The sequence below is a fragment of the Methylosarcina fibrata AML-C10 genome (assembly GCF_000372865.1).
GTDB lineage: Bacteria > Pseudomonadota > Gammaproteobacteria > Methylococcales > Methylomonadaceae > Methylosarcina > Methylosarcina fibrata.
Map to the genome: position 1 here is coordinate 4,692,934 of NZ_KB889965.1, position 22,597 is coordinate 4,715,530.

Genomic DNA, 22,597 nt, shown 5'->3' on the forward strand with positions numbered 1-22,597 from the left:
AAAACTGCGAGTTAATTTGTGAACGATAACGTCTCTATCAGTCATTACGCCCGGGCTTGTAACAACGATGGGTTACGAAGGGAAGGGGAGGAGCCGGATGAGGGCGCTCTTGAAAAAATTGCACGCGACGTAGCTTTATCCTGCGGTTACGGTAAGCTCCTTGATATCGGCCGCGGTGATGACCGGTTAACCAGGGAATTTGTCGGCATGGGCATGGATGCCGTCGGCATTGACGTTTCTCAAAACCTTATTCAAAAGACGAACAGTCGGTTTCCTGGCCGTTTCGAGCACGCGTCCGTTATTGACTTGCCTTTTGCCGACGGCGAGTTCGATACCGTCGTGTCAATTCATTGCCTTGAGTACATCGAACTCTCCGACGTTTCTGCCGCACTTCGAGAAATGCATAGAGTTGCTGATCGATATGTTTTTTTACGGATTGCTACCTTGTCTGAAGGAGATTCGAGCTCAATCGCGCAAGGGCGGGCATGGTGGGAGCGGCAATGTTTGGAAATCGGTTTCCGTAAACATCCGGCCTACTATTTATTGATCGATTACGAGTCTCTAAACAATGAAGAGGGATCAATATACATTCCATTGGAAAAAATCCCAAAAACGGCTCTGGCGACTTATCCGTTGCACAAGCTCGCCGACGAGCGCGATCTTCATATGGATATGTTGCGAGAAGTAGGGGAGCGATCGGATGCGCATGTGGTTCGCTATGAATGGGCATTGACCTTTATCCGGCAAGGCGCCAGAGTTCTTGACGCTGCCTGCGGTTTGGGTTACGGAAGTTATCTGCTTGGACAGCGCAGCCTTTGTGCTTCGGTTATGGGTATTGACGGCAGTGAGTTTGCCATCGATTACGCGCGTTCTAATTTTGCCGCAGTCGATAACAAATTGTCCTTTAAACAAGGTCTATTGCCTCACTGTTTAAGTCAATTTGAAGAAGGCAGTTTTGACGTCGTAATTTCGTTTGAAACGTTGGAGCACGTCGAATATCCGGAAGCGCTGCTTGCCGAGTTTGAACGGATTCTTGCTCCGTGCGGTCGAGTCATCGTCAGCGTACCGAACGATTGGAGCGATGAAACCGGTAAAGATCCTAATCCTTATCACTTCCATGTCTACACGCTTGAAAAATTAAGGCTGCAACTGTCCAGATATTTTTTACGGGAAACCGTATTTCAACAAATTGCCAGCGGTTGTAAAGTACGGGATTCGGCTAACGCGTGGCAACGAAGACCGCGAACGCTGCAGCAGGTTCCGGTCGACATTGACAGCCCCCCGGACAGTGAATGGTGGTTGATGTCCGGCCTGAAGGATTCGTTGAACACGAAGACCGCCGACGCGGAAATACTGCCCAAGCAAGTTTCTTATCCGGCTAAGGCAAACGATGAAGAAGCTTTCAGGCTTGCCGACGGACTGGTTCTTGCGGTTAATTGCGTGCCTGAAGACATCAGTCCGGCTATAAAAGTATTTTGGGAGCAAGTCGCTGATCAACTCGCCGGTTTAAATTTTACGCTGGTCATCGCCAGTACGGCAAGGTTGACCAGCGATTCCTTGAACGTCATCGATATTCCGTATGAGCTTACTGCTTTCCCCGGCATCTATCAGGTGAAGCCATCGTTGGGCGAGCCGATTGACGACCTGGACATCCGGGAAATCGCGGCATGGTATCGCTGCTCCATTGCCACCGCCGAGCGCAGCCTCCGAATCGTTACGGAGTTTTACAGAAATCTTCTGGAAACGCTTAAACCCTCTGCCGTGATTGGATGGCAGAGCATGAATCCGGGGGCTCGCTTACTGAAGAGGCTGGCTTGCCGGTCGTCCATCCCATATTGGACCGCGGAACGAGGATGGATCAAGGATACCTTAATGTTCGATCTTTGCGAAAACAACTTCCTGAGCGAAATGAACAGGAGCTTTGCGCTTGACAAAATCCTGAATGATTACTCGATCAACACGCAAACCGTCGAGCAACTGAGAGACCGTATAATTTCCGATGCATCGCCTGGACGCTATCCTAGCGAGGCTCCGATTTCGAGAAATACGTTCAGAGAGAAATATGCCATACCCAGAGAAGCTCTCGTTTTCGCATTCTTCACGCACGGCGAACCGAGCCTGAATTCCACCTATGAGGGCACGGTTCGGGAATTGCACGCCACGTCGATGCCCAAGCTGCAAACACAGATCGATCTGGTTTCGGACTATTTCATAGAAAAACAAATCTATTTCATCATTCAGGAACATCCGTTCAATGTCGCCGGCGGATATTGTTTAAGAGTGCGTGATTCGAAATTCATCATTAAATCCACGGAAAACATCCGTTCATTGCTGGATGCCGCAGATCACTACCTCTTCACCATAAGTACCATACAATACGAGGCGATCTTCTTTGAAAAAAGCTTCGGTTTACTTTCGAAAAGCTCTCTTTATCAGCAAAAAAGTCCGTATCTTTTTGACGATTACGAAAACGTGGAAGCATTCATCACGGCGATAACGAGCGCTTTGGACTGGCCGGAAAAATCTCTGGCGTTAAAAAAATACGTTGCCTTCATTTACGACAATTTTCTTTTTGATATAGAGGCCGCCCGTGTTGAAGAGAGTGCCCGACGTTTCGCCCGTCATCTTGCAAAATTCGTTCGGCCTGTCGATGCACGTCTGCCTGAGCGAATCGATCATTTTCTGGAAAAATGGACTCGGGTTTGAAGATTCGATAAAAAGTTTTCCGAATCGATTTTAGAGCGTTATGGCTATCGCTGTAGGCAGGGTTTTTCATGCAGGATCTACCTTTAGTCGACGAGAAAACTTCATTGTCGACCGAGTTGTTTTTGGAAGGCTTTCCGGAGTTTTTCCGAGAAAAAATTAACGGTTTTTTCAATTGAGGAGGAACTATCGGAGACGGATCCCATCTTATCAGCCGGTAAATTATCAATTCTTGATTATTTTTATGTGTTTTTACATAGCCAGGTTCATGTGTTAAGCTAATGGCCATAGTTTACGTATGAAACCTGCGGATGCAATCTTGGTTCTGACAATGACGGGACTGCACTTAGAGAGATAGAAATGACAGAAACAGGCGCAACACAATCGACCGTGCAAGAATTAATCGCAAGCTTGAAAGATTTGCCGGGAGCATTGTTACCCATTCTGCACGCCGTGCAGGACAAATTGGGCTACATTCCCGCCGAGACCGTTCCCGACATCGCGGCGGCGCTTAATCTTTCCCGTGCCGAAGTCCACGGCGTCATCAGCTTTTATCATTATTTCCGGGAAACTCCTCCGGGAAAAACCACCATCCATTTATGCCGTGCCGAATCCTGTCAGGCGCAGGGCTCCAAGCAGTTGGAAGCTCACGTCAAGAATAAATTAGGAATCGATTACCATCAAACCACTGCCGACGGTGCCTATACGCTGGAGCCTGTTTATTGCCTCGGATTGTGCGCCTGTTCGCCTTCCATGCAGTTGGGTGAAGACGTTTACGGCCGAGTTACGGCCGAAATATTTGACAGCCTTATTGACAGCGCGGAGTAATCGACATGAGCGTCAAAATTTTTGTTCCCTGTGATTCTGCCGCCGTGTCGCTGGGCGCGGACCGCATTGCTGCCTCGATCGTACAGGAAGCGGAACGGCGCGGCATTGCCGTCGAACTGATTCGTAACGGTTCCAGAGGCTTGTTCTGGCTGGAACCTCTTGTTGAAATCGCCACCGACCGAGGCCGGATCGCTTACGGTCCGGTGCAAGCGAAAGACGTAGCCGGCCTGTTTGACGCCGATTTTTTGGGCGGAGGCTCACACCCCTTGGCCTTGGGCTTGACCGAAGAGCTGGATTATTTCAAAAAACAGCAACGGCTGACCTTTGCCCGTATCGGAATTACCGACCCTGTCAGTCTGGAAGAATATGTTGCGCATGACGGTTATAAGGGCTTGAAGAAGGCCCTGACGATGACTGGCGCGGACATTGTCAAAGAAGTGACCGATTCCGGATTGAGAGGGCGGGGCGGCGCGGCCTTCCCTACCGGTATCAAATGGAATACGGTGCTCAATACTCCGTCCGAGCAAAAATATATCATCTGCAACGCCGATGAGGGCGATTCCGGCACGTTTTCCGACCGCATGGTGATGGAAGGGGATCCGTTCGTGCTGATCGAGGGCATGACCATCGCCGGCATCGCGGTAGGGGCGACTCAGGGCTACATCTATCTGCGCGTCGAATATCCTCATGCGCATAAGGCGCTGAATAGCGCCATAGCGAAAGCTTATCAGGCCGGTTATCTGGGCGACAACATTCTCGGCAGCGGCAAGAAGTTCGATCTCGAAGTGCGCTTGGGCGCCGGCGCCTATATTTGCGGCGAAGAGACGTCGCTGATGGAGAGCCTCGAAGGCAAGCGCGGTCTGGTGCGTTTCAAACCGCCGCTGCCGGCGGTCAGCGGTCTGTTCGGCAAACCGACCATCGTCAACAACGTCATCTCGTTGGCGTCCGTGCCCATCATTCTCGATAAGGGCGGGGCTTATTACCGCGATTACGGCATGGGGCGCTCGCGCGGCACCCTGCCGTTGCAACTGGCCGGCAACATCAAGCGGCCGGGCCTGGTCGAAGTCGCCTTCGGTTTGACTTTGCGGGAACTGCTTTACGATTTCGGCGGCGGTTCCGCTTCGGGCAGACCGATCCGGGCCGTACAAGTGGGAGGTCCCCTGGGTTCCTATCTGCCCGAGTCGCAATTCGATACGCCGCTCGATTACGAAGCGTTCGCCGCCATTTGGGCGGTGTTGGGTCACGGCGGCGTAGTCGCCTTCGACGATACCGTCGACATGGCCGAAATGGCGCGTTACAGCATGGAGTTCTGTAAAATTGAGTCCTGCGGCAAGTGCACGCCCTGTCGGATCGGCTCTACCCGCGGCATGGAAGTGATTACCGACATTATCGAAGGGCGCGATCTTGCGAAAAACGTTCCGTTGTTGCGCGACCTTTGCAATACATTGCTGAATGGATCCCTATGTGCTTTGGGCGGCATGACGCCTTATCCGGTGCTCAGCGCCTTGAACCATTTCCCGGAAGATTTCGGAATCGCCGGCCAAGCCGACGCTGCCTGATAAAGATTTGAGAGGTATTCGATATGTCGATGAATAAAGAAAAAGACTATGGCACGCCCGCCAAAGAATCGGAACAACTGGTCAATCTCGAAATTGACGGCTTTCAGGTCGTTGCGCCGGCAGGCACCTCGGTGATGCGGGCCGCCGCCAGCATCGGTATTGATATTCCCAGACTCTGCGCGACCGACAGCCTGGAGCCGTTCGGATCGTGCCGGCTGTGTGTCGTCGAAATTAAAGGAGGGCGCGGCATGCCGGCTTCCTGTACGACCCCGGTGGCGGAAGGCATGGTCGTGACCACGCAGAACCAACGGCTCGCCGACGTGCGCCGCGGCGTCATGGAGCTTTATATTTCCGATCATCCGCTGGATTGTTTAACCTGTTCGGCAAACGGGGACTGTGAACTTCAGGACATGGCCGGTGCGGTCGGTTTGCGCGAAGTCCGCTACAATCCGCTGGGGGAAAACCATCTGAACGCAGCCAAGGACCAAAGCAATCCTTATTTTACTTTCGACCCCAGCAAATGCATCGTGTGCTCGCGTTGCGTCAGGGCCTGCGAGGAAACCCAGGGCACTTTTGCTCTGACCATCGACAACCGGGGCTTTGCCTCCAAGGTTTCACCCAGCCAGAATCAGGCTTTCATGGATTCCGAATGCGTTTCCTGCGGCGCTTGCGTTCAGGCCTGCCCAACCGCCACGCTGATGGAAAAATCGGTTATTGAACACGGCCAGCCCGAACACGAGATCGTCACCACCTGCGCTTATTGCGGCGTCGGCTGCTCGTTCCGGGCCGAAATGAAGGGCGACCAGGTTATCCGCATGGTTCCGCACAAGGACGGCAAGGCCAATCACGGCCATTCCTGCGTTAAAGGCCGCTTCGCTTTCGGCTATGCCACCCATAAAGACCGCATCACCAAACCGATGATCCGGAAAAGCATCAAGGATCACTGGCAGGAAGTCAGTTGGGAAGAAGCGATTCAGTATGCCTCGTCCGAACTCAAACGCATTCAGGCCAAATACGGCCGGGACTCGATCGGCGGCATTACCTCTTCCCGCTGCACCAACGAAGAGACTTATCTGGTGCAAAAACTGATCCGTGCCGGCTTCGGCAACAACAACGTCGATACTTGCGCGCGCGTCTGCCACTCTCCGACAGGGTATGGCCTCAAACAAACCTTTGGCGAATCTTCCGGTACCCAGAATTTCGATTCCGTCATGAAGGCGGACGTGATTATGGTGATCGGCGCCAATCCGACCGATGGCCATCCGGTATTCGGTTCGCTAATGAAAAAGCGGCTGCGTCAGGGAGCGAAGCTGATCGTCGTCGATCCACGCGAGATCGATCTGGTGAAATCGCCCCATGTCCAGGCAAGCCACCATCTGAAATTAAAACCCGGCACCAACGTCGCTCTGATCAATGCCCTGGCGCATGTGATAGTTACTGAAAACCTGCTGGACGAGCGCTTCGTCAATGAACGCTGCGATGTGGCTTCGTATGTGAGATGGAAGGAATTTATCGCCCAGCCGCATCACGCTCCCGAGGTGGCCGAGTCCGTTACCGGCATTCTCGCCGGCGAAATTCGCGCTGCCGCCAGACTTTATGCCGGCGCAGAAAACGCGGCCATTTATTACGGCCTGGGGGTCACGGAGCACAGTCAGGGTTCAACCATGGTCATCGGTATCGCCAATCTGGCGATGGCGACCGGAAATTTGGGCCGCGAAGGCGTCGGGGTCAACCCGTTGCGTGGTCAAAACAACGTGCAGGGATCCTGCGATATGGGCTCCTTCCCGCATGAATTCCCCGGCTACCGCCACGTTTCCGATAACGCTACTCGTCAACTTTTCGAACAGGACTGGGGGGTAAAGCTGCAATCCGAACCCGGCCTGCGCATTCCCAATATGTTCGATGCCGCCAGCGACGGCACCTTCATGGGGCTGTATGTGGAAGGCGAAGATATTGCTCAGTCCGATCCCGACATCCAGCACGTCCATCATGCCTTGCGTTCGATGGAGTGCGTTATCGTGCAGGATCTGTTTCTTAATGAAACCGCAAAATTTGCGCATGTGTTTTTGCCCGGCTCTTCTTTCCTGGAAAAAAACGGTACGTTTACGAACGCCGAGCGCCGCATTTCGCCGGTCCGCAAGGTCATGGCGCCGCTGGGCGGCTATGAAGACTGGGAAGTCACCCAAATGCTGGCCAATGCGATGGGCTATCCCATGAACTACAGTCATCCTTCCGAAATCATGGAAGAGATAGCTCGTTTGACGCCGACTTTTTCCGGCGTAAGCTATGAAAAAATCGACCGGCTTGGCAGCATACAGTGGCCGTGCACGGCGGATGCTCCGGAGGGCACGCCGACCATGCATGCGGATCAATTCATGAGAGATAACGGCAAAGGCTTGTTCATGCTGACCGAATACGTGGCCACGCAGGAACGCGTTACTCCGAAATTCCCGTTGATCCTGACCACCGGTCGTATCCTGTCGCAATACAATGTCGGCGCGCAGACCCGGCGGACCGATAATGTCGTCTGGCATGCCGAGGATCGCCTTGAGATCCATCCACATGATGCCGAGGATAGAGGAATCGAAACAGGCGATTGGGTCGGTATCAAGAGCCGTGCCGGCGAAACGGTGCTGCGAGCTTTGATCACCGATAGGGTTCAACCGGGCGTGGTGTATACGACGTTCCATTTTCCGGAATCGGGCGCCAACGTTATCACGACCGACAATTCCGACTGGGCGACCAACTGTCCGGAATACAAAGTCACGGCCGTACAGGTGACGAAGGTCAATCAGACTTCGGAATGGCAACAAAAATACCACGACTTTTCCGAGCAGCAAATGGAATTGCTCGCCAAGGAATAACCGATGGCTAACGGTAACGTCGTCCTGCAATCGTTGTCTCCGGAATTAGGCTGGCCGAGTTATCAGCAAAGTCAGGTTGAACGCTGGAGCGCTCAGCAACAGTCGGTTCAGCAGGACTATGTTGCCGAAGAGGTGCCTGTCGCTCTGTTTTACAATGGCGAGCCTCATGTCGTGATGCTGATAACGCCGACCGATATCGAAGAATTCGCCTTAGGCTTCAGCATTACCGAAGGCATCATCGGTGAACCTTCGGAATTGCTCTCGACGCATGTGTATAACCGTTCCAACGGAATTGAAGTTCGTTTGCAGATTCCCGAGTCGCGTTTTTCCTGTCTTGCTGGTAAAGGCCGCAATTTGACCGGACGTACCGGCTGCGGCCTTTGCGGCGCCAGTACTTTGCAGCAAGCTGTCCGCCATACCGAACCGGTTAAAGGCGAACTGAAGCTGACAGAGTCGGAACTGAGCGAAGCCTTGACCGAAATCCGGCATTTGCAGAAGCTGAACCAGTTGACGGGCGCTGTTCACGCCGCCGCCTGGATCTTGCCGGGGCAGGGTATTCAATACGTTCGTGAAGATGTCGGCAGGCATAACGCACTGGATAAGCTGATTGGTCTGTTATTGCGTCTTGGTAAAAATCCGGCCTCGGGATTTGTGATTGTCACCAGTCGAGCCAGTTATGAACTGGTGCAAAAAGCTGCCAGTGTCGGCATCACTTTGCTGGCCGCAATGTCGGCCGCTACCGGTCTGGCGATACGGTTGGCCGATGAATCCGGGGTGACCCTGATCGGCTTCGCGCGCGATCACCAGCATGTCGTGTATACCCATTCGAGACGTTTAACTCATACTACATACCCTACTTTGATTACCTGATCTGTGCATGAATATTGAAAAATTGATAAAAATGGCCAATGACATCAGTGATTTTTTCAACTCGGAAAGCGATAAAGAACTGGCTGCTGAAGGCGTCAAAAAACATATATTAAGATCATGGGATCCAAGAATGAGGCAAGGTATCATCTCTTATTATCAACAGGACGGTAAAAAATTAAGCCCGCTCGCGCAAAGAGCCATAGAAAAGCTGATGTCTTGACCATTTCTTGTCCGCTTTCTCTTTTTTATTTGCTGTTTTATTCCCTTCCAGCTTCCTGTTGATGCCAGCCGGGGTAACCGAGAATTTATTCGCCCAGGAGACAACAACCCGGGCGAATAAATTCTTGGTGGCCCTTTATATTCTGCCGAGAGACTGCTACCGTCTCCCTATTCAATTAATCAAGGCGAATTTATAATAAATTCGGCGCCAATGGGTTGGCGATCGGGTCGAGATATTCCCATGTAATTCTGGAAGTCGAATTTGATGCGGTTGTAACCGTACAGGCGGTATAATCCCGAAGTAATCCATAATGAATCGACGACGATGAAAAGCGGCCATACTCCCTCAGTTTCCATTTCGATGAAATTTTCCATGTTGATTTTGTTAGGGATTGCTTTTATCGAATGCAGAGCCGACGACTTCAATCGATGGGCCTTGGTTTCTCAACCCACCCGGAGCAGCGAAGCCAGAAGCATAGGCACTTATACCGCCGGTTGCTTAAGCGGCGCTGCCGCATTGCCGTTGAACGGCGCCGGCTATCAAGTGATGCGCCTGTCGCGAAAGCGCTATTACGGTCATCCCGATCTGATTCGGTTTATTGAGCATCTCGGGCAAAGTGTTGCGGATCGACACTTGGGGGTGCTCTTCATCGGCGATTTGGCGCAGCCGAGAGGGGGGCCCACACTAACCGGTCATCGGAGTCATCAAACCGGCCTCGACGTCGATATCTGGTTTTTATTGTCGCAGCAAGCCGAATCGCGGCTACTCGCCTTCAATGAACGCGAATCCTGGAATGCGCCTTCCGTTCTTCTCGACCATTCCGATACCATTGATGTCAGGCAATGGTCCAAAGCCAACGAGAAAATTCTGGAGATAGCGGCCGTCATGCCCGAAGTCGACCGCATCTTCGTTAATCCCAGCATCAAGCGGCATCTTTGCCGAAACCATCGTTCTCAAAATTGGTTGAAGAAAATACGTCCGTGGTGGAAGCACGACGATCATTTTCATGTCAGGCTGAAATGTCCTGAAAACAGCCGCGACTGCCTGCCCCCGGAGTCGCTTCCCGAAGGAGACGGCTGCGATGCTTCTTTAGCCTGGTGGTTTTCGGCTGAGGCCAAGGCGCCGCCCAAAAAGGCCCCGGCTTCGGCAACGCCTCCGTTGCCTGTGCAATGCGAATCGATATTGAGAGAATGAAAGACGGCCTGTTAAGATTTCATTCTTTGTTCGACTTTATTTTTATATCACGACTGCCTGTCAATCATGGAATCTCGCTGTTTCTCGCCGGCCGCAACTGTCCTGGCTCCAGGCATCAGCCTTATCGAAGCCAGCGCCGGAACGGGCAAGACTTACACTATCGCCATGCTCGTATTGCGCTTTGTAGTGGAACTCGATGTTGCGATAGAGCAGTTATTGATTGTAACTTTTACCCGAGCGGCGACGGAAGAACTTAAAGACCGGATCCGGCAAAGACTCGCCGAAGCCAAAAGCGCGTTAACAGGACGGAAGGATACGGTAGACGGCAACGTGGCCCACTGGCTGGAAACTCTCGATATGGAGCCGGAACTGATCCGGAAGCGTCTGGACAGGGCGCTGCTTAATATCGACCAGGCGGGAATTTTCACGATCCACGGCTTTTGCCAGCGCGTCCTGAAGGAACATGCGCTGGAAAGTGGACAATTATTCGATGTCGCATTGACCGACGAACTGGCTCTGATCAAACAAAGCTGCGCAGACGATTTCTGGCGACAGCAGATCTATTCCCGCTCTCGCTGGGAAGTTTCCGTATTAACTTCGGTTTACAAGACACCGGACGAGCTCCTGGCCAGCATCGAAAGAGTGGCCCCTCATGTGTGCGTCTATCCTGACGCCGAAAATCTGGATGTGAAGCTGGAGGCGCTGAAACAGCATGCGGAATGCGCACGCTCCGGAATCGACGACGCGGTGCTCGGTTTGACGGCGCGTTTTGACGACGGCACCTTCAAATCCGGTTATACCGGATCTTTCAAACACTACTGCGATGAACTGCAAAGCTGGCTCAACGGCTGCGGCTTCGGAACTCCCTCGCCCGAAGCCTTCGAATGTTTGACGCAGCGCGCACTGCTGGATGCTTTGAGCGGAAGCAAATTCAAAACTACCAAGGCGCAGACTGCGGATGAGCGTAAAGCGGCCTATCTGGCCGAATTGGCCATCGATACCGCGCCTTTCGAGGCGCTCTGCAATGCCTTCAGGGAAGTCACGTTGACGCTGCGCAGAGGACTTCTTGAATATTTGAAGCTGGAACTGGACAAGCGGTTAATGCAGGCCAATGCCTTATCTTTCGATAATTTGATTTCGCATTTGTCGCAGGCGCTGCAGGGAGGCAAGGGCGAACGCCTGATCGCCGAACTGAGACAGCGTTTTAAAGCCGTGCTGATCGATGAATTCCAGGATACCGATACCAGCCAGTGGCACATTTTTTCATCGTTGTTTGCCGGTTCCGATCAATATTTGTACCTGATCGGAGACCCTAAACAGGCGATATACAAATTTCGCGGCGCCGACATATTTGCGTATCTGGCGGCGCAGTCTCAGGCCCGGCATCGGTTCACTCTCGGACAGAACTGGCGATCTCATCCCCAACTGGTGCAGGCCGTGAACAGGCTGTTTCAGAGAGAGCGCGCTTTTGTACTGGACCATGTCGAATTTCATGCAGTGCAGCCGGGCAAATCGGCCGAGAACGGCGCCTTGACTCAGGCCGGACAAATGATTCCGCCGATGATGTTATGGCAACTGCCCGAGACCGAAAGCAAAACCGGCTACTGGAGCGCCGGCGAGGCGGCGAAGGAAATCCGTAAAGCGGTCGTAAACGAAATTCTCGATTTGCTGAATGAAAACTACAGTTTTCTTCCAGGAGGCAGAAAACTGCAACCCGGGGACATCGCCATCCTGGTGCGAACGAATACTCAGGCCGGAGAATATCGGGATCTGTTACGAGAAGTCGGCGTGCCGGTGGTCATCAACAGCACGGAATCCGTGTTCGCCACTCCGGAAGCCGCCGGCCTGTATTGCCTGCTCCAGGCTCTGGCCAATCCCGGCGACGTTTCACTGCTTAAGCAGGCTTTGACTCTCGACTGGTTCGGCCTGGACGGCATGGCTCTTGATCGGCTGGGCGGCGATGAAATTCTTCTGGATGCCTGGCTGGCCCGGTTTGCCGGCTATCATCAGGAATGGCAGCAAAAAGGGATGATGGCCATGATGTTGCAGTTGTTGGCGCAGGAGCGGGTGGGGCCGAATTTGTCGAAAACGGCCATGGCCGAAAGACAGTTGACCAATCTTCATCATTTAATTGAACTGGTTCAGCAAGCTGCCGTCGACCATCATCTGGGAATCGGCAAGACGCTGGACTGGCTGAGTTCTGCAATCACCGGTGCCGCCCGCGGCATGAACAGCGCCGAGAATCAGCAACTGCGCCTGGAATGCGACGATAATGCGGTGCAGGTCATCACCCTGCATCGCTCCAAAGGGCTGGAATACCCGGTGGTGTTTTGCCCCACGCTCTGGCATCGCGGCGATTATATAAACCGCGAGAAAACGATAATTCAGTGCCATGAACAGGGGCGCATGATTGCGGATCTGGGTTCCGAGCACTTCGAGAAACGGCGTGCTCGGGCGCTGACCGAGGAATTGGCGGAAGACGTTCGTATCGCTTATGTGGCGTTAACCCGCGCTCAATACCGATGTTATCTGGTCTGGGCCGACGTACGCTCGGAACAGTGCGCCAATGCTTCCGCTCTGGCTTGGCTACTGGAGTTTGCCGAAGCAGGGTTTGCCGATCAGCAGGCGAAGTTCGAATCGCTCCGTAACGCGGAGCCGACGGCTTTTGACTACCGGTTGCTTACGGTTTCCGGGAGTCCGGAGCGCCTTTACCGCCAGGCACCTCCGGCTGAGCCGCTCCAGGCCAGGCTCAGAAACAGATCGCTCCATACGCCTTGGCAGATGAGCAGCTATACGGCCTTGTCGTCGTTGAGCCTTCAGGATGCGCCGGAGTTTCCTGCGGACAAATCGGGCGAAGCCCAGATTGCCCGAGATCGGTCCGAGCCTTTGCTGCCGCGGGGAGCCCATGTCGGCAACGTGGTGCATGAGTTATTGGAAACGATCTCATTTGCCGATTTAGGGCAGCGCGCCGACCTCTCGTTGCAGAGAGAACAAACTTGCCGCCGTTACGGATTGCAGTTGGAGCATCCGGAACGGCTGGATGAGCTTTTGCAGGCCGTCGTCACGACGCCCTTGTCTTATAGCGATGAAACTTTTCGTCTGATCAATTTGAAAGAATCCCGCTGTTTGAAGGAAATGCCGTTTTATTTGTCGATGCGGACCATGGATGCCAGCTATATTAATCAGATATTGCAGGACACGCCCGCCTTTCAGCCCTTGAACAGCAAAAGCCTCTGCGGCTATCTGACCGGATTCGTCGATTTGATCTGTGAATACCGGGGGCGCTATTATCTGATGGATTATAAAACCAACGATCTGGCCGATTATTCGAGCCAAAGCCTGATCGATGCTATGCGCGAACACAATTATGGGTTGCAATACTGGCTTTATTCGGTCGTGCTGCACCGTTATCTGCATTCTCGATTGCCGGAGTACCGTTTCGAAAAACACTTCGGCGGAGTCTGTTATTTATTCGTGCGAGGCATGCAGCCGGGATTGGCGATGAGCGGAGTGTTCCGAGACCGCCCCGAATTGAACAGGCTACAGGCTTTGGCCGAGTTGTTCGGGAGCTGATTCATGCCGGACCGAGAGCTTTCCATCAACCGCCTGAGCATTGCCCTGGCCCGTTTTTTGAGCGGCCGGTCGAAGCTCGCGGCTGCCGACAAACCGGCGTTCGAAAGGCTGGTGCAAACCGTGTCGGAAGAACTCAACAACGGCCACAATTGCATGCTCGTCAGCGATGAAGACAAGGCACTGTTAATGGCGTCGGGACTGGCGGCCATCGCCGACGGACAGAACACAGCCTTGCCGCTGGTCGTAGATCGAAACCGATTGTATTTATACCGCTACTGGTTTTATGAGAACCGGCTGGCGGAAAGAATCCGAAACATGCTTGGCGAAAGTCGTCCGGTCAACGGGTTGAACGATCTTCTGGACATTTATTTCGGCAGACAAAATGAGCAGATCGACTGGCAGCGTGAAGCGGCCAGAACCGCCGTCAGCCGTTCCTTCACCATCATCACCGGCGGACCCGGAACAGGCAAAACCACGACCGTAGTCAAGATTCTCGCTTTGTTGCAGACCGTGGCCGCTCATCCTCTGCAGATCGCCCTTGCAGGACCGACCGGAAAAGCGGCGATGCGTCTGAAAGAGTCGATTTCCTTTTACAAGTCCAGATTGCCGTGTTCTGAGGAGATCAAACAACGCATTCCGGAATCCGTCACTACCTTGCATCGTTTGCTCGGAGCCAAGCCGCTGTCTCCCTATTTTCGCTACCATGCCGAGCATCCGCTCGTATACGACGTGATTGTGGTGGACGAAGCCTCGATGATCGATCTGGCCTTGATGAGCAAATTGCTCGATGCCTTGAAGCCGTCGGCCCGGTTGATATTGCTGGGAGACAAGGACCAGTTGGCCTCGGTCGAATCGGGTGCCGTTCTGGCGGATTTGACTCAGGCCTTGCCCGAACATACGGTGGAGCTTAAATTAACGCACCGGTTCGATGAAAACATAAAAAAGCTGGCCTCGCTGGTCAACCTCCAACTCGATGAGGAAGCCTGGCGCCTGGTGCAAGCAGGAAACGAGGCGGTTTCCCTTCTGGCGGGAGATCCCGTGAAATACATTGCCGACCGGCAATCGGATTATTTACGCTTGATTGCGGCAGGCGCTCCATTCGAAGAAGTCAGCCAGGCCCGCGCCCGTTTTCAGGTGCTGTGCGCGAACAGGGAAGGCAGGCTCGGCGTGACCGACGTCAATGATCGGGTGGAACAGTTATTGTCCCGGAAAAGGTCGATCCGTTTAACCGGCTCCTGGTATTCGGGCCGTCCGGTCATCATTACGCAGAACAATCCGGCGCTGCACCTTTATAACGGCGATACCGGAATCTGCATGGCCGACAAGGACCAGGGCGGGAAGCTGATGGTATTCTTTCAGAGCGCCGACGGCGCCGTCAGAAAGTATTTGCCGAGCCGTATTACTCACTGTCAGACCGTGTTTGCGATGACCATTCACAAAAGCCAGGGATCGGAGTTCGAAGAAGTCCTGATCGTGCTTCCCGCGGAAATCAATCCGGTGTTGACCAAGGAACTGGTTTATACGGCCATTACCCGGGCTAAAAAAACGGTTAAAGTGTTGAGCGGCGAGAGCGTTTTCAGAACGGCGGTAAAGCAAAGAGTGAACAGGATAACGGGCCTGATCGATGCGTTATCGGCGGGTGACCGGCATCACGGCGGGACTGCGCTCTCCGGTTCCAGCGGACGGGAAACCAGCACAAAGCCGCGCGTCTTTCCCGAAGCTTGATCGACGGTGTTCATGGCCCGCCAGAGCTGCTCGGTCGTGACCCAGGCCGGCGGGTATTTATAGCGGGACACGTCCAGAATCAAAAACCGGTCGGTGCCTTCATGATAGGCGGCCAGAGGAGAAATGTGGCCGCCGGTTTCCTGGCCGATGGCCTTGCGCAGATAATTGACCAGCACGAAGTTTCCGGGCTGCTTTAAATTGTCCACCGCCAGCTTGCGGAATTGTTCCGGGCCGCTGTCGCCGCTGAAAATGATTTTTGCCCGGAGAGAATAGCTGGCCAACAACTTGCCCAGTTCCGCCAACGTCATGCCCTGCCGCTCGACAAGTTTGGTGCTGACGATGCGCTCGGTTTTTTCATTGAATAGATTGTTTTGGGTGAACAGAGTGTAGCGGCCGTGCGTGGCCGATTTCGGCGCGGGAATTTCCAGGGCGTTCAACACCATCGCCATACTGGCCACGCCGCAATAGGCAAGATTTTGCTGGGTTTCGAAATGAATGCTCAACGGAATGTAATCGGTTCGGGCGCGGCTGTCGAACAAGAGCCGCTCGCCTTCGGCCGAATTCAGGGCAATCCACGGCTGAATATTGCCCGAGGCTAAAGAATGAGAAGAGGGCGATTCAGCCGGATTCGTCGCCGGGCTCGACGAACAGGCGCCAAGAAGCAGAATGGCATGAAACAGGGCCGCCAATTTCCGATACCGATAAAGCATGCGCACGCTCACTCGTTAAAAAAGCAAAAGGGCCTGTCGGATTTAAATGATCCTGAGAAAAAGTCGTGTCCGATTATAACCGGTCAAATCACGGAAAAAGCATTCCGGCTCCGAATTTCCAAAATTCCGGGTTTAATAATTTATCAAAAACTCGGTAAATAAAACATCGCGGAAACCGTCACTGTTTTCGTATTTATCCAATATCTTGCGAATGGCCAACACCGTTTCCTGGCGTAAAGCCTCCCGCTGCTCCGCCGTATGGAGCGACTCGGCAGATCGGCCGCTGAATACCATGATCAATTCGTTCTTGATGGCCGGCAGGTTTTTCTTCGTTTTCTCTATGGTTTCCTGGCCTTCCATCAATAGCTGCACGTTTACCAGTAAATATTTTCTGGGCTCCGCGAGGTTGACGGTAAATTTAGGGGTGATTTCCAGATATTCCATATCCGATTCCGGCTTTCCTTCGTTTGCATGAACGAGGAAAGGAATAAACAGAATGCTTAATAACAAAACGGCTAAACGCACAGCGGACTCCTCGAAACATTCGTCATTGTTCAACGAAGTATAGGTCATTTTGTTATGACTCAACTCAAGCGCGCGGGCAGGTCTCGGGGGCAGCAGAATTTCATAAACGGGCGCTAAAGTTTTTATTTTGTCCGCCGATAACATGGCAACAGCAGTTGACCAAGTTTCGCTGAATCAAGACGGACTGAAGTTGACGGCACTTTTTGCCTGAGGTGATCGGGCTTCAACACTAACCGGAGTATTTTCATGGCTTCAACAATAAACACCAACATACCTTCCTTGAATGCCCAACGTAACTTGGGCGCTACGCAGATGTCTCTGAATACTTCCATTCAACGGTTGTCGTCAGGCTTACGTATCAATAGCGCCAAGGACGACGCGGCTGGTTTGGCAATTTCAGAGCGCATGAATGCGCAGATCAAGGGTATGAACGTTGCGATTCGCAACGCGAACGACGGGATCTCTCTGGCGCAAACGGCCGAAGGCGCGCTGGGCAAGATAGGCGATAATTTGCAACGGATGCGCGAATTGGCCGTTCAGGCGGCAAACGACACCAACAGCACCACCGACCGTACTTCATTGGATGACGAATACAAGGAGTTGGCTCTGGAAAACGAGCGCATTGTGCAAAGCACCCGATTCAACGGACAAACCTTGTTGGACGGTGTAGGCGGATCGTCAGGCGCTTTCGTTTTCCAGGTTGGGGCGGGGACCGGCACGGAGAATCAAATCACCATTACTACAACCGATATTGTTGCAGAAATGGACGCCGGCGCCACCGGCACAACGGTGGGATCTTCCGCTACGCTAGGCTCGGATGGCGATTCTGCCCGTACCGCGATGGATGACATCGATCTCGCGATCGATGCGGTAAACGCTAAGCGTTCGGTTTATGGCGCTACTCAGAACCGGTTTGATTCAGTTATCGGGAGCCTCCAGATTGCCGCCGAGAACCAGTCTGCATCGCGCAGCCGGATTATGGATACCGATTTCGCGGTTGAAACCGCCAACATGACGCGGGCGCAAATCCTGCAACAGGCCGGCACGGCGATGCTGGCGCAGGCAAACTCGTTGCCGAACAGCGTCTTGACTCTGTTAAGAGGCGGATAATCTCCCGATTGAAACCTGGCCTCTTTCTTCCATCGGTCGGCATTGACGGAAGAAAGAGGCACAAAGGCAATATATATAGAGATCGAGGCATTCTTTTATCTTACGCATAGAAAAGTGACCAGGCTTCGGCAGAGATCGAAGTTCGGCAAGGAATAACACTATGTCCATTTCATCAATCAATACTCATGCGGCGTTAGTCAATAATAGAACTGCAACAACGGTTGATCAGGCAGCTCAGACGCGCTTCGAAAAATCTCCTGCAAAAGCTGTGAATGCCGATGATCTATCGGAAGGGAAGTCGCCGATTACCGACGTAGCGGATGCGGTAAAGCTGCTCAACGACTTTGTCGAAACACAGTCGCAGGGCATTCAGTTTTCGCTGGACGACGGCAGCGGCAAAATTGTAGTCAAAATCGTCGACGTCGAAACGAATGCCGTGCTGCGCCAGATTCCCAGCGCCGAAGCGCTTTCGATTGCGCGGTCTCTGGATAAATTGCAGGGATTGCTGATTCGCGAAAAAGCGTGAGCAACGAAGCATAAAACGCAGAACACGGGAGCAGTCACATGACTATTAGCGCAGCAGGCATCGGTTCAGGGCTCGACATCAACGGTCTTGTTTCTCAATTAATGATGGCCGAGAGCAAGCCCCTGGACTTACTCAAGGCCCAGGAAAAGCAATTCAACACCAAACTTTCCGCCTACGGTACCCTTAAAAGCGCGATATCGACCTTTCAAACGGCCATGAGAACTCTAACCGGCAGTAACGGTTTGAGCGCCCAGACGGTTACCAGCAGTAACGCCGGAGTATTGAGTGCGACCGCAAACGGCACCGCGGCGGCGGGCTTTTTTACGATCGAAGTTACGCAATTGGCGCAACGGCAAAAGTTGACTTCGGCCGGAGTGGCCGATGCGACCGCTTCCCTGGGCAGCGGTTCGCTCAACATCAAAGTGGGGGCCAATGCGGAGGTCGTTGTGACTCCGACGGATTATTCTCTTCAGGGCATCCGCGACGCCATCAACGAAAGCGATGCCGGAATAACTGCAACCATTATTAACGACGGTACGGCCAACGGCAATCATCTGGTCATTACTTCCAAAGATTCGGGAGCTGCCAATACCGTTAAAATCACCGCTACCGATGCCAGTCTCTCTCAATTCGATTACGATCCGGCGTCGCCAGTCCTTTACGACGCCAACACGCCGCCTGCCGGAATGAGTCAATTGCAGGCAGCGCAGGATGCCAACCTGACCGTGGACGGCATTCCCATAACGAAACCGTCCAATACGATCACCGATGCGATTCAGGGCGTGAGTCTCAATCTGACTCAGGTCAGCGGCGGTACTCCGGTGACCATCACGGTGGGGCAAGATACGGAGACGGTAAAGACTTCGATCGACAATTTCGTCAAGGCCTTTAACGATTTAAAACAAACGATCAGCAACATGACCGCCTACGATCCGACGACCAAAACGGGCGGGCCATTGGTCGGAGATGCGGGAGCACGCTCGGTTCTTAATCAGATTCGCGGCGTACTTACCGGATCGGTCGCCGACGCCGGCAGCCTGAGCCTGCTTTCCGACATCGGCGTGTCTTTTCAGAAAGACGGCACTCTGTCCCTCGACAACAGTAAATTGCAGAAAGCGATTGACGGAAATTTTCCGGATGTGGCCAAACTATTCACCTCCACGAATGGGTTTGCCACCCAACTCAATTCGCTGACCGGCGACATGCTGGCGACCGACGGATTGATCACATCCCGTACCGACGGGCTGAATAACAGCATTCAGAATCTCAAGAAACGGGAGGACAACATGCAGGCCCGTCTTGATTCAATAGAAGAACGCTACCGCGCGCAATTCATCGCGCTCGATCAAGCGCTTAGCAGTATGCAAAACACGAGCGCTTACTTGACCCAGCAACTTTCGGCTTTGGCCAAGCTTTCTGAATAATAAATGAATTTATAAGGAAGATTTATGAATAAAACAGCACAACGCAGAGCCAACACGTATAAGTCAGTAGGGATCGAAACCGGCGTGCTGACAGCCAGTCCTCATCAACTGATCGCCATGCTATTCGACGGAGCCTTACAGGCAGTCGCCGCGGCTTCTTTACAAATGAAGGCGGGCAATATTTCCGGCAAGGGAGAATCCATTTCCAGAGCCATCAATATTATCGACAGCGGTCTTCGTGCCAGCCTGGACAAAAAACTCGGCGGCGAAATTGCCGAGAATCTCGATGCTCTTTATGACTATCTGTGCCGCCGGCTTCTGCTCGCCAACATGAAAAACAATCCGGAGATGCTGGAAGAAGCGCATAGACTGCTATCGGGCTTGAAAAGCGGTTGGGATCATATCGGGACTCTTCAGGCGGCAGTCAAGGAAACCTCCGCGGCCGTTATAAATTTTAAGGTATGAAGCGATTTTATGGATGCAACCGGCCCATTCGAATTGTATCGTCGGCTTGCCGATACCGTTTCCAGGCAAAGAGCCGCAGCCCTCGACGGTGACTGGGTTGCTCTGGCGGCGTTGGAGTCCGAGTGTGGGCGGATAATCGACGCCCTTAAAAAAAATGATCCGGGCGCAGACTTAACGGTCCCGGAACAGAAAGAGTTGCAGATCATTTTGCGTAAGATGGTCGAAGATCAGCAGGAAATCCGGAAAATTGCCGAAGAAGGGCGCAGCCAGCTTGCTGCCCAGATCAAAAGTATCAAAACCGAACAAAAACTGATGCAGACGTATGGTCTGTTTTAATCCCGAAAGGTTTCGTTGCGCGGTTGTACATTGATCGTCCACCGTGGAGGATTGATCCGGCCGGACGATCGCCGACAGGAAAAAAGCGCGAAAACGGATTATTTCAGCCTTCTTCAAGGAAAGATAACTGTCGTGCTTTTCTCGGTGCGACCCTTGTCCTCCTGCCTCGTTTTTCAAGCTTGTCCCAGTCAATATAAAGCACAGCTTTGACGTCGCTGTTCTCCAAGTCAATTAAAAACTTTAAGAACTCTGAAAACGAAGCGGTGCTTCCAACATTTTGCCCGGTTTTATAACCCGGCAGATTGCTTCTGCTTCGCAAAAACACTTGATGAAAACACTCCGTCCTCGCCTAGCCTTTCTTATGTCAGTGTCTATAATTAACTGGAACGTTTTATCAATAATATTAGAAACTGATAATAGTCCTTTGATTACTTAAGACAAAAAAATCATTATGGCAGAACTTGATGAAAAGGCCGGAAAAGACAAAAAGTCGGGAAAAAAGTGGTTTATCATTGCCGCCGTCGTGATTTTGCTGGCGGGAGGCGCAGGAGCCGCTTTTTATTTTTTGAAACACGATTCAGCCAAAGCTGAAAAGGTAGCGCATTCGGAAGAAGAGGAAGCCGCTCCGGAAGAGCTCTATTACGAGATGAATAAACCTCTCACGGTCAATTTCCCCGACAATTCTTCGATTCAGCTTGCTCAAATTTCGGTTTCTCTGCTGGTGGCCGGTGAAGAATCCGTGGAAGCGGTAAAAAAACACGAACCGATGATACGCAACAATTTATTAATGATGCTGGCTGCCCAGAACGCGGATAATTTAATCACTCGGGAAGAAAAAGAAAAACTCCGTGCGGCCATGTTGCAGGAAGTGACGACAGTTTTGAAGAAAATGACAGGGAAAAGTCAGGTTAAAGAATTATTTTTTACTTCATTTGTAATGCAATAACGTATGAGCGCGGCAGATTTGCTCTCACAGGAAGAAATTGAAGCGCTTCTTAACAGTGTCGATGATGGAGATTTTGAGCCTGCGGCCGAAACCGTAGACGATACGTTTCCTGAGCAGGACGGCGTTAAAAATTATGACTTCAGCAACCAGGAAAGAGTCATTCTGCGCCGACATATTCGAACGCTGGAAATGATCAACGACCGGTTCTCCAATTCATTCCGTGCTTCGCTCTTTAAATTACTGCATCGTTCCCCGGAAATTTACGTATCGGGCATTCAGATTCAAAAATTCTCGGACTATATGGATCGGCTGCGCGCTCCGACCAATTTGAATATCGTCCGGATTTCTCCGCTGCGAGGTCGGGCGTTGATCGTCATGGACCCTCTTTTTGTATTTACCGTGGTGGATAACTTCTTCGGAGGCAATGGGCAGTTTGAGGCCAATCCGCAAGGCCGGGAGTTTACCAAGACCGAAATGCGGGTGATCCGAAAGATCCTCGACATGATCTTTAAAGGGCTGGAAAATGCCTGGGAACCGGTCATGGAAATCCGTTTTGAATACTTGAGCTCGGAGACCAACCCGAATTATGCCGCCATCATCGGCGTCGAGGATTATGTGATGATCTCGACGGTCAATATCGTACTGGAAGGCGGCGGAGGCGACATCAACATTCTAATGCCTTATGCAATGGTAGAGCCGATCAAAGGTTTACTGGACAGTTTCGACAACGACAACACGGAATCGGACGTGCAGTGGAGAACGGCGTTGCGCAACGAAGTCATGGAGGCCAAATTGAACTTGAATACTTTTCTGGTGGAAAAAAGCCTCTCCATCAGCGAAGTTCTACGCTTGAAAAAAGGCGACATCATCCCTTTCGACATGCCGAAGACTTTGTCGCTCAAGGCGGAAGGCGTTTCCGTGTTTACCGGAAGGCCTTGCACTTCGGAAGGTTATTATGCCGTGCAAATCATTGACAAGATCCCGAGAGCCGAATCAACCTGAAGGTTTTCGGTCGACAA

18 protein-coding genes and 1 pseudogene are annotated in these 22,597 nt (G+C 52.5%); 17 read left to right on the forward strand and 2 right to left on the reverse strand.

Annotated elements, in window-relative coordinates; translation table 11 throughout:
• Positions 1-18 precede the first annotated feature (18 nt).
• The 10 genes and pseudogenes from A3OW_RS29185 to recD all read left to right on the forward strand — a co-directional run.
• Positions 19-438: pseudogene (locus A3OW_RS29185) on the forward strand (class I SAM-dependent methyltransferase); the annotation flags it as partial.
• A 6-nt stretch (positions 439-444) separates the two neighbouring features.
• The gene (locus A3OW_RS26680; RefSeq protein ID WP_232422416.1) at positions 445-2,706 is read left to right on the forward strand and encodes a class I SAM-dependent methyltransferase; all 2,262 of its coding nucleotides are present in this window, start codon (positions 445-447) and stop codon (positions 2,704-2,706) included.
• A 357-nt stretch (positions 2,707-3,063) separates the two neighbouring features.
• On the forward strand, positions 3,064-3,531 hold the full coding sequence (locus A3OW_RS0122255; RefSeq protein ID WP_026223847.1) for a formate dehydrogenase subunit gamma: 468 nt from the start codon (positions 3,064-3,066) through the stop codon (positions 3,529-3,531).
• Between the two features lie 5 nt (positions 3,532-3,536).
• Positions 3,537-5,090 (forward strand): formate dehydrogenase beta subunit, encoded by a 1,554-nt coding sequence (locus tag A3OW_RS0122260; RefSeq protein ID WP_020565672.1) that lies wholly within the window; start codon positions 3,537-3,539, stop codon positions 5,088-5,090.
• Between the two features lie 23 nt (positions 5,091-5,113).
• Positions 5,114-7,954, forward strand: coding sequence for a formate dehydrogenase subunit alpha (fdhF, locus tag A3OW_RS0122265; protein ID WP_020565673.1), 2,841 nt, complete (start codon positions 5,114-5,116; stop codon positions 7,952-7,954).
• A 3-nt stretch (positions 7,955-7,957) separates the two neighbouring features.
• The gene (fdhD, locus tag A3OW_RS0122270) at positions 7,958-8,824 is read left to right on the forward strand and encodes a formate dehydrogenase accessory sulfurtransferase FdhD (protein ID WP_020565674.1); all 867 of its coding nucleotides are present in this window, start codon (positions 7,958-7,960) and stop codon (positions 8,822-8,824) included.
• Between the two features lie 7 nt (positions 8,825-8,831).
• The gene (locus tag A3OW_RS0122275) at positions 8,832-9,044 is read left to right on the forward strand and encodes a formate dehydrogenase subunit delta (protein ID WP_020565675.1); all 213 of its coding nucleotides are present in this window, start codon (positions 8,832-8,834) and stop codon (positions 9,042-9,044) included.
• Positions 9,045-9,416: 372 nt separating this feature from the next.
• Positions 9,417-10,238: a penicillin-insensitive murein endopeptidase gene (mepA, locus tag A3OW_RS0122285; protein WP_020565677.1), complete on the forward strand. Its 822-nt coding sequence runs from the start codon at positions 9,417-9,419 to the stop codon at positions 10,236-10,238.
• Positions 10,239-10,304: 66 nt separating this feature from the next.
• Positions 10,305-13,811: an exodeoxyribonuclease V subunit beta gene (gene recB, locus A3OW_RS0122290; protein WP_020565678.1), complete on the forward strand. Its 3,507-nt coding sequence runs from the start codon at positions 10,305-10,307 to the stop codon at positions 13,809-13,811.
• Positions 13,812-13,814: 3 nt separating this feature from the next.
• A complete protein-coding gene (gene recD / locus A3OW_RS0122295; protein ID WP_020565679.1) occupies positions 13,815-15,536 on the forward strand; it encodes an exodeoxyribonuclease V subunit alpha in 1,722 nt (573 codons plus the stop codon).
• On the opposite strand, the gene A3OW_RS0122300 is transcribed toward recD, so the two are convergent.
• Together A3OW_RS0122300 and A3OW_RS0122305 are read right to left on the reverse strand one after the other, a co-directional pair.
• Positions 15,461-16,246, reverse strand: coding sequence for a phytochelatin synthase family protein (locus A3OW_RS0122300; protein ID WP_020565680.1), 786 nt, complete (start codon positions 16,244-16,246; stop codon positions 15,461-15,463). The two genes, recD and A3OW_RS0122300, sit on opposite strands and share 76 nt — an antisense overlap.
• Positions 16,247-16,378: 132 nt before the next feature.
• The gene (locus tag A3OW_RS0122305; protein WP_232422417.1) at positions 16,379-16,819 is read right to left on the reverse strand and encodes a flagellar basal body-associated FliL family protein; all 441 of its coding nucleotides are present in this window, start codon (positions 16,817-16,819) and stop codon (positions 16,379-16,381) included.
• Between the two features lie 198 nt (positions 16,820-17,017).
• On the opposite strand from A3OW_RS0122305, the gene A3OW_RS0122310 reads away from it, so the two are divergent.
• The 7 genes from A3OW_RS0122310 (at position 17,018) to fliM (ending at position 22,580) form a co-directional block, all read left to right on the forward strand.
• The gene (locus tag A3OW_RS0122310) at positions 17,018-17,881 is read left to right on the forward strand and encodes a flagellin N-terminal helical domain-containing protein (protein WP_026223850.1); all 864 of its coding nucleotides are present in this window, start codon (positions 17,018-17,020) and stop codon (positions 17,879-17,881) included.
• 160 nt (positions 17,882-18,041) lie between these two features.
• Complete coding sequence (locus A3OW_RS27435; protein ID WP_026223851.1) at positions 18,042-18,407, forward strand: flagellar protein FlaG; 366 nt, start codon at positions 18,042-18,044, stop codon at positions 18,405-18,407.
• Positions 18,408-18,445: 38 nt separating this feature from the next.
• On the forward strand, positions 18,446-19,831 hold the full coding sequence (fliD, locus tag A3OW_RS0122320) for a flagellar filament capping protein FliD (protein ID WP_026223852.1): 1,386 nt from the start codon (positions 18,446-18,448) through the stop codon (positions 19,829-19,831).
• Between the two features lie 24 nt (positions 19,832-19,855).
• Positions 19,856-20,296 carry a flagellar export chaperone FliS gene (gene fliS / locus A3OW_RS0122325; protein ID WP_020565685.1) on the forward strand — a complete coding sequence of 147 codons (441 nt, stop codon included), beginning with the start codon at positions 19,856-19,858 and terminating at the stop codon, positions 20,294-20,296.
• A 9-nt stretch (positions 20,297-20,305) separates the two neighbouring features.
• The gene (locus tag A3OW_RS0122330; protein WP_020565686.1) at positions 20,306-20,632 is read left to right on the forward strand and encodes a flagellar protein FliT; all 327 of its coding nucleotides are present in this window, start codon (positions 20,306-20,308) and stop codon (positions 20,630-20,632) included.
• 451 nt (positions 20,633-21,083) lie between these two features.
• Complete coding sequence (locus A3OW_RS0122335) at positions 21,084-21,578, forward strand: flagellar basal body-associated FliL family protein (protein WP_020565687.1); 495 nt, start codon at positions 21,084-21,086, stop codon at positions 21,576-21,578.
• 3 nt (positions 21,579-21,581) lie between these two features.
• Complete coding sequence (gene fliM / locus A3OW_RS0122340; RefSeq protein WP_020565688.1) at positions 21,582-22,580, forward strand: flagellar motor switch protein FliM; 999 nt, start codon at positions 21,582-21,584, stop codon at positions 22,578-22,580.
• Positions 22,581-22,597 lie beyond the last annotated feature (17 nt).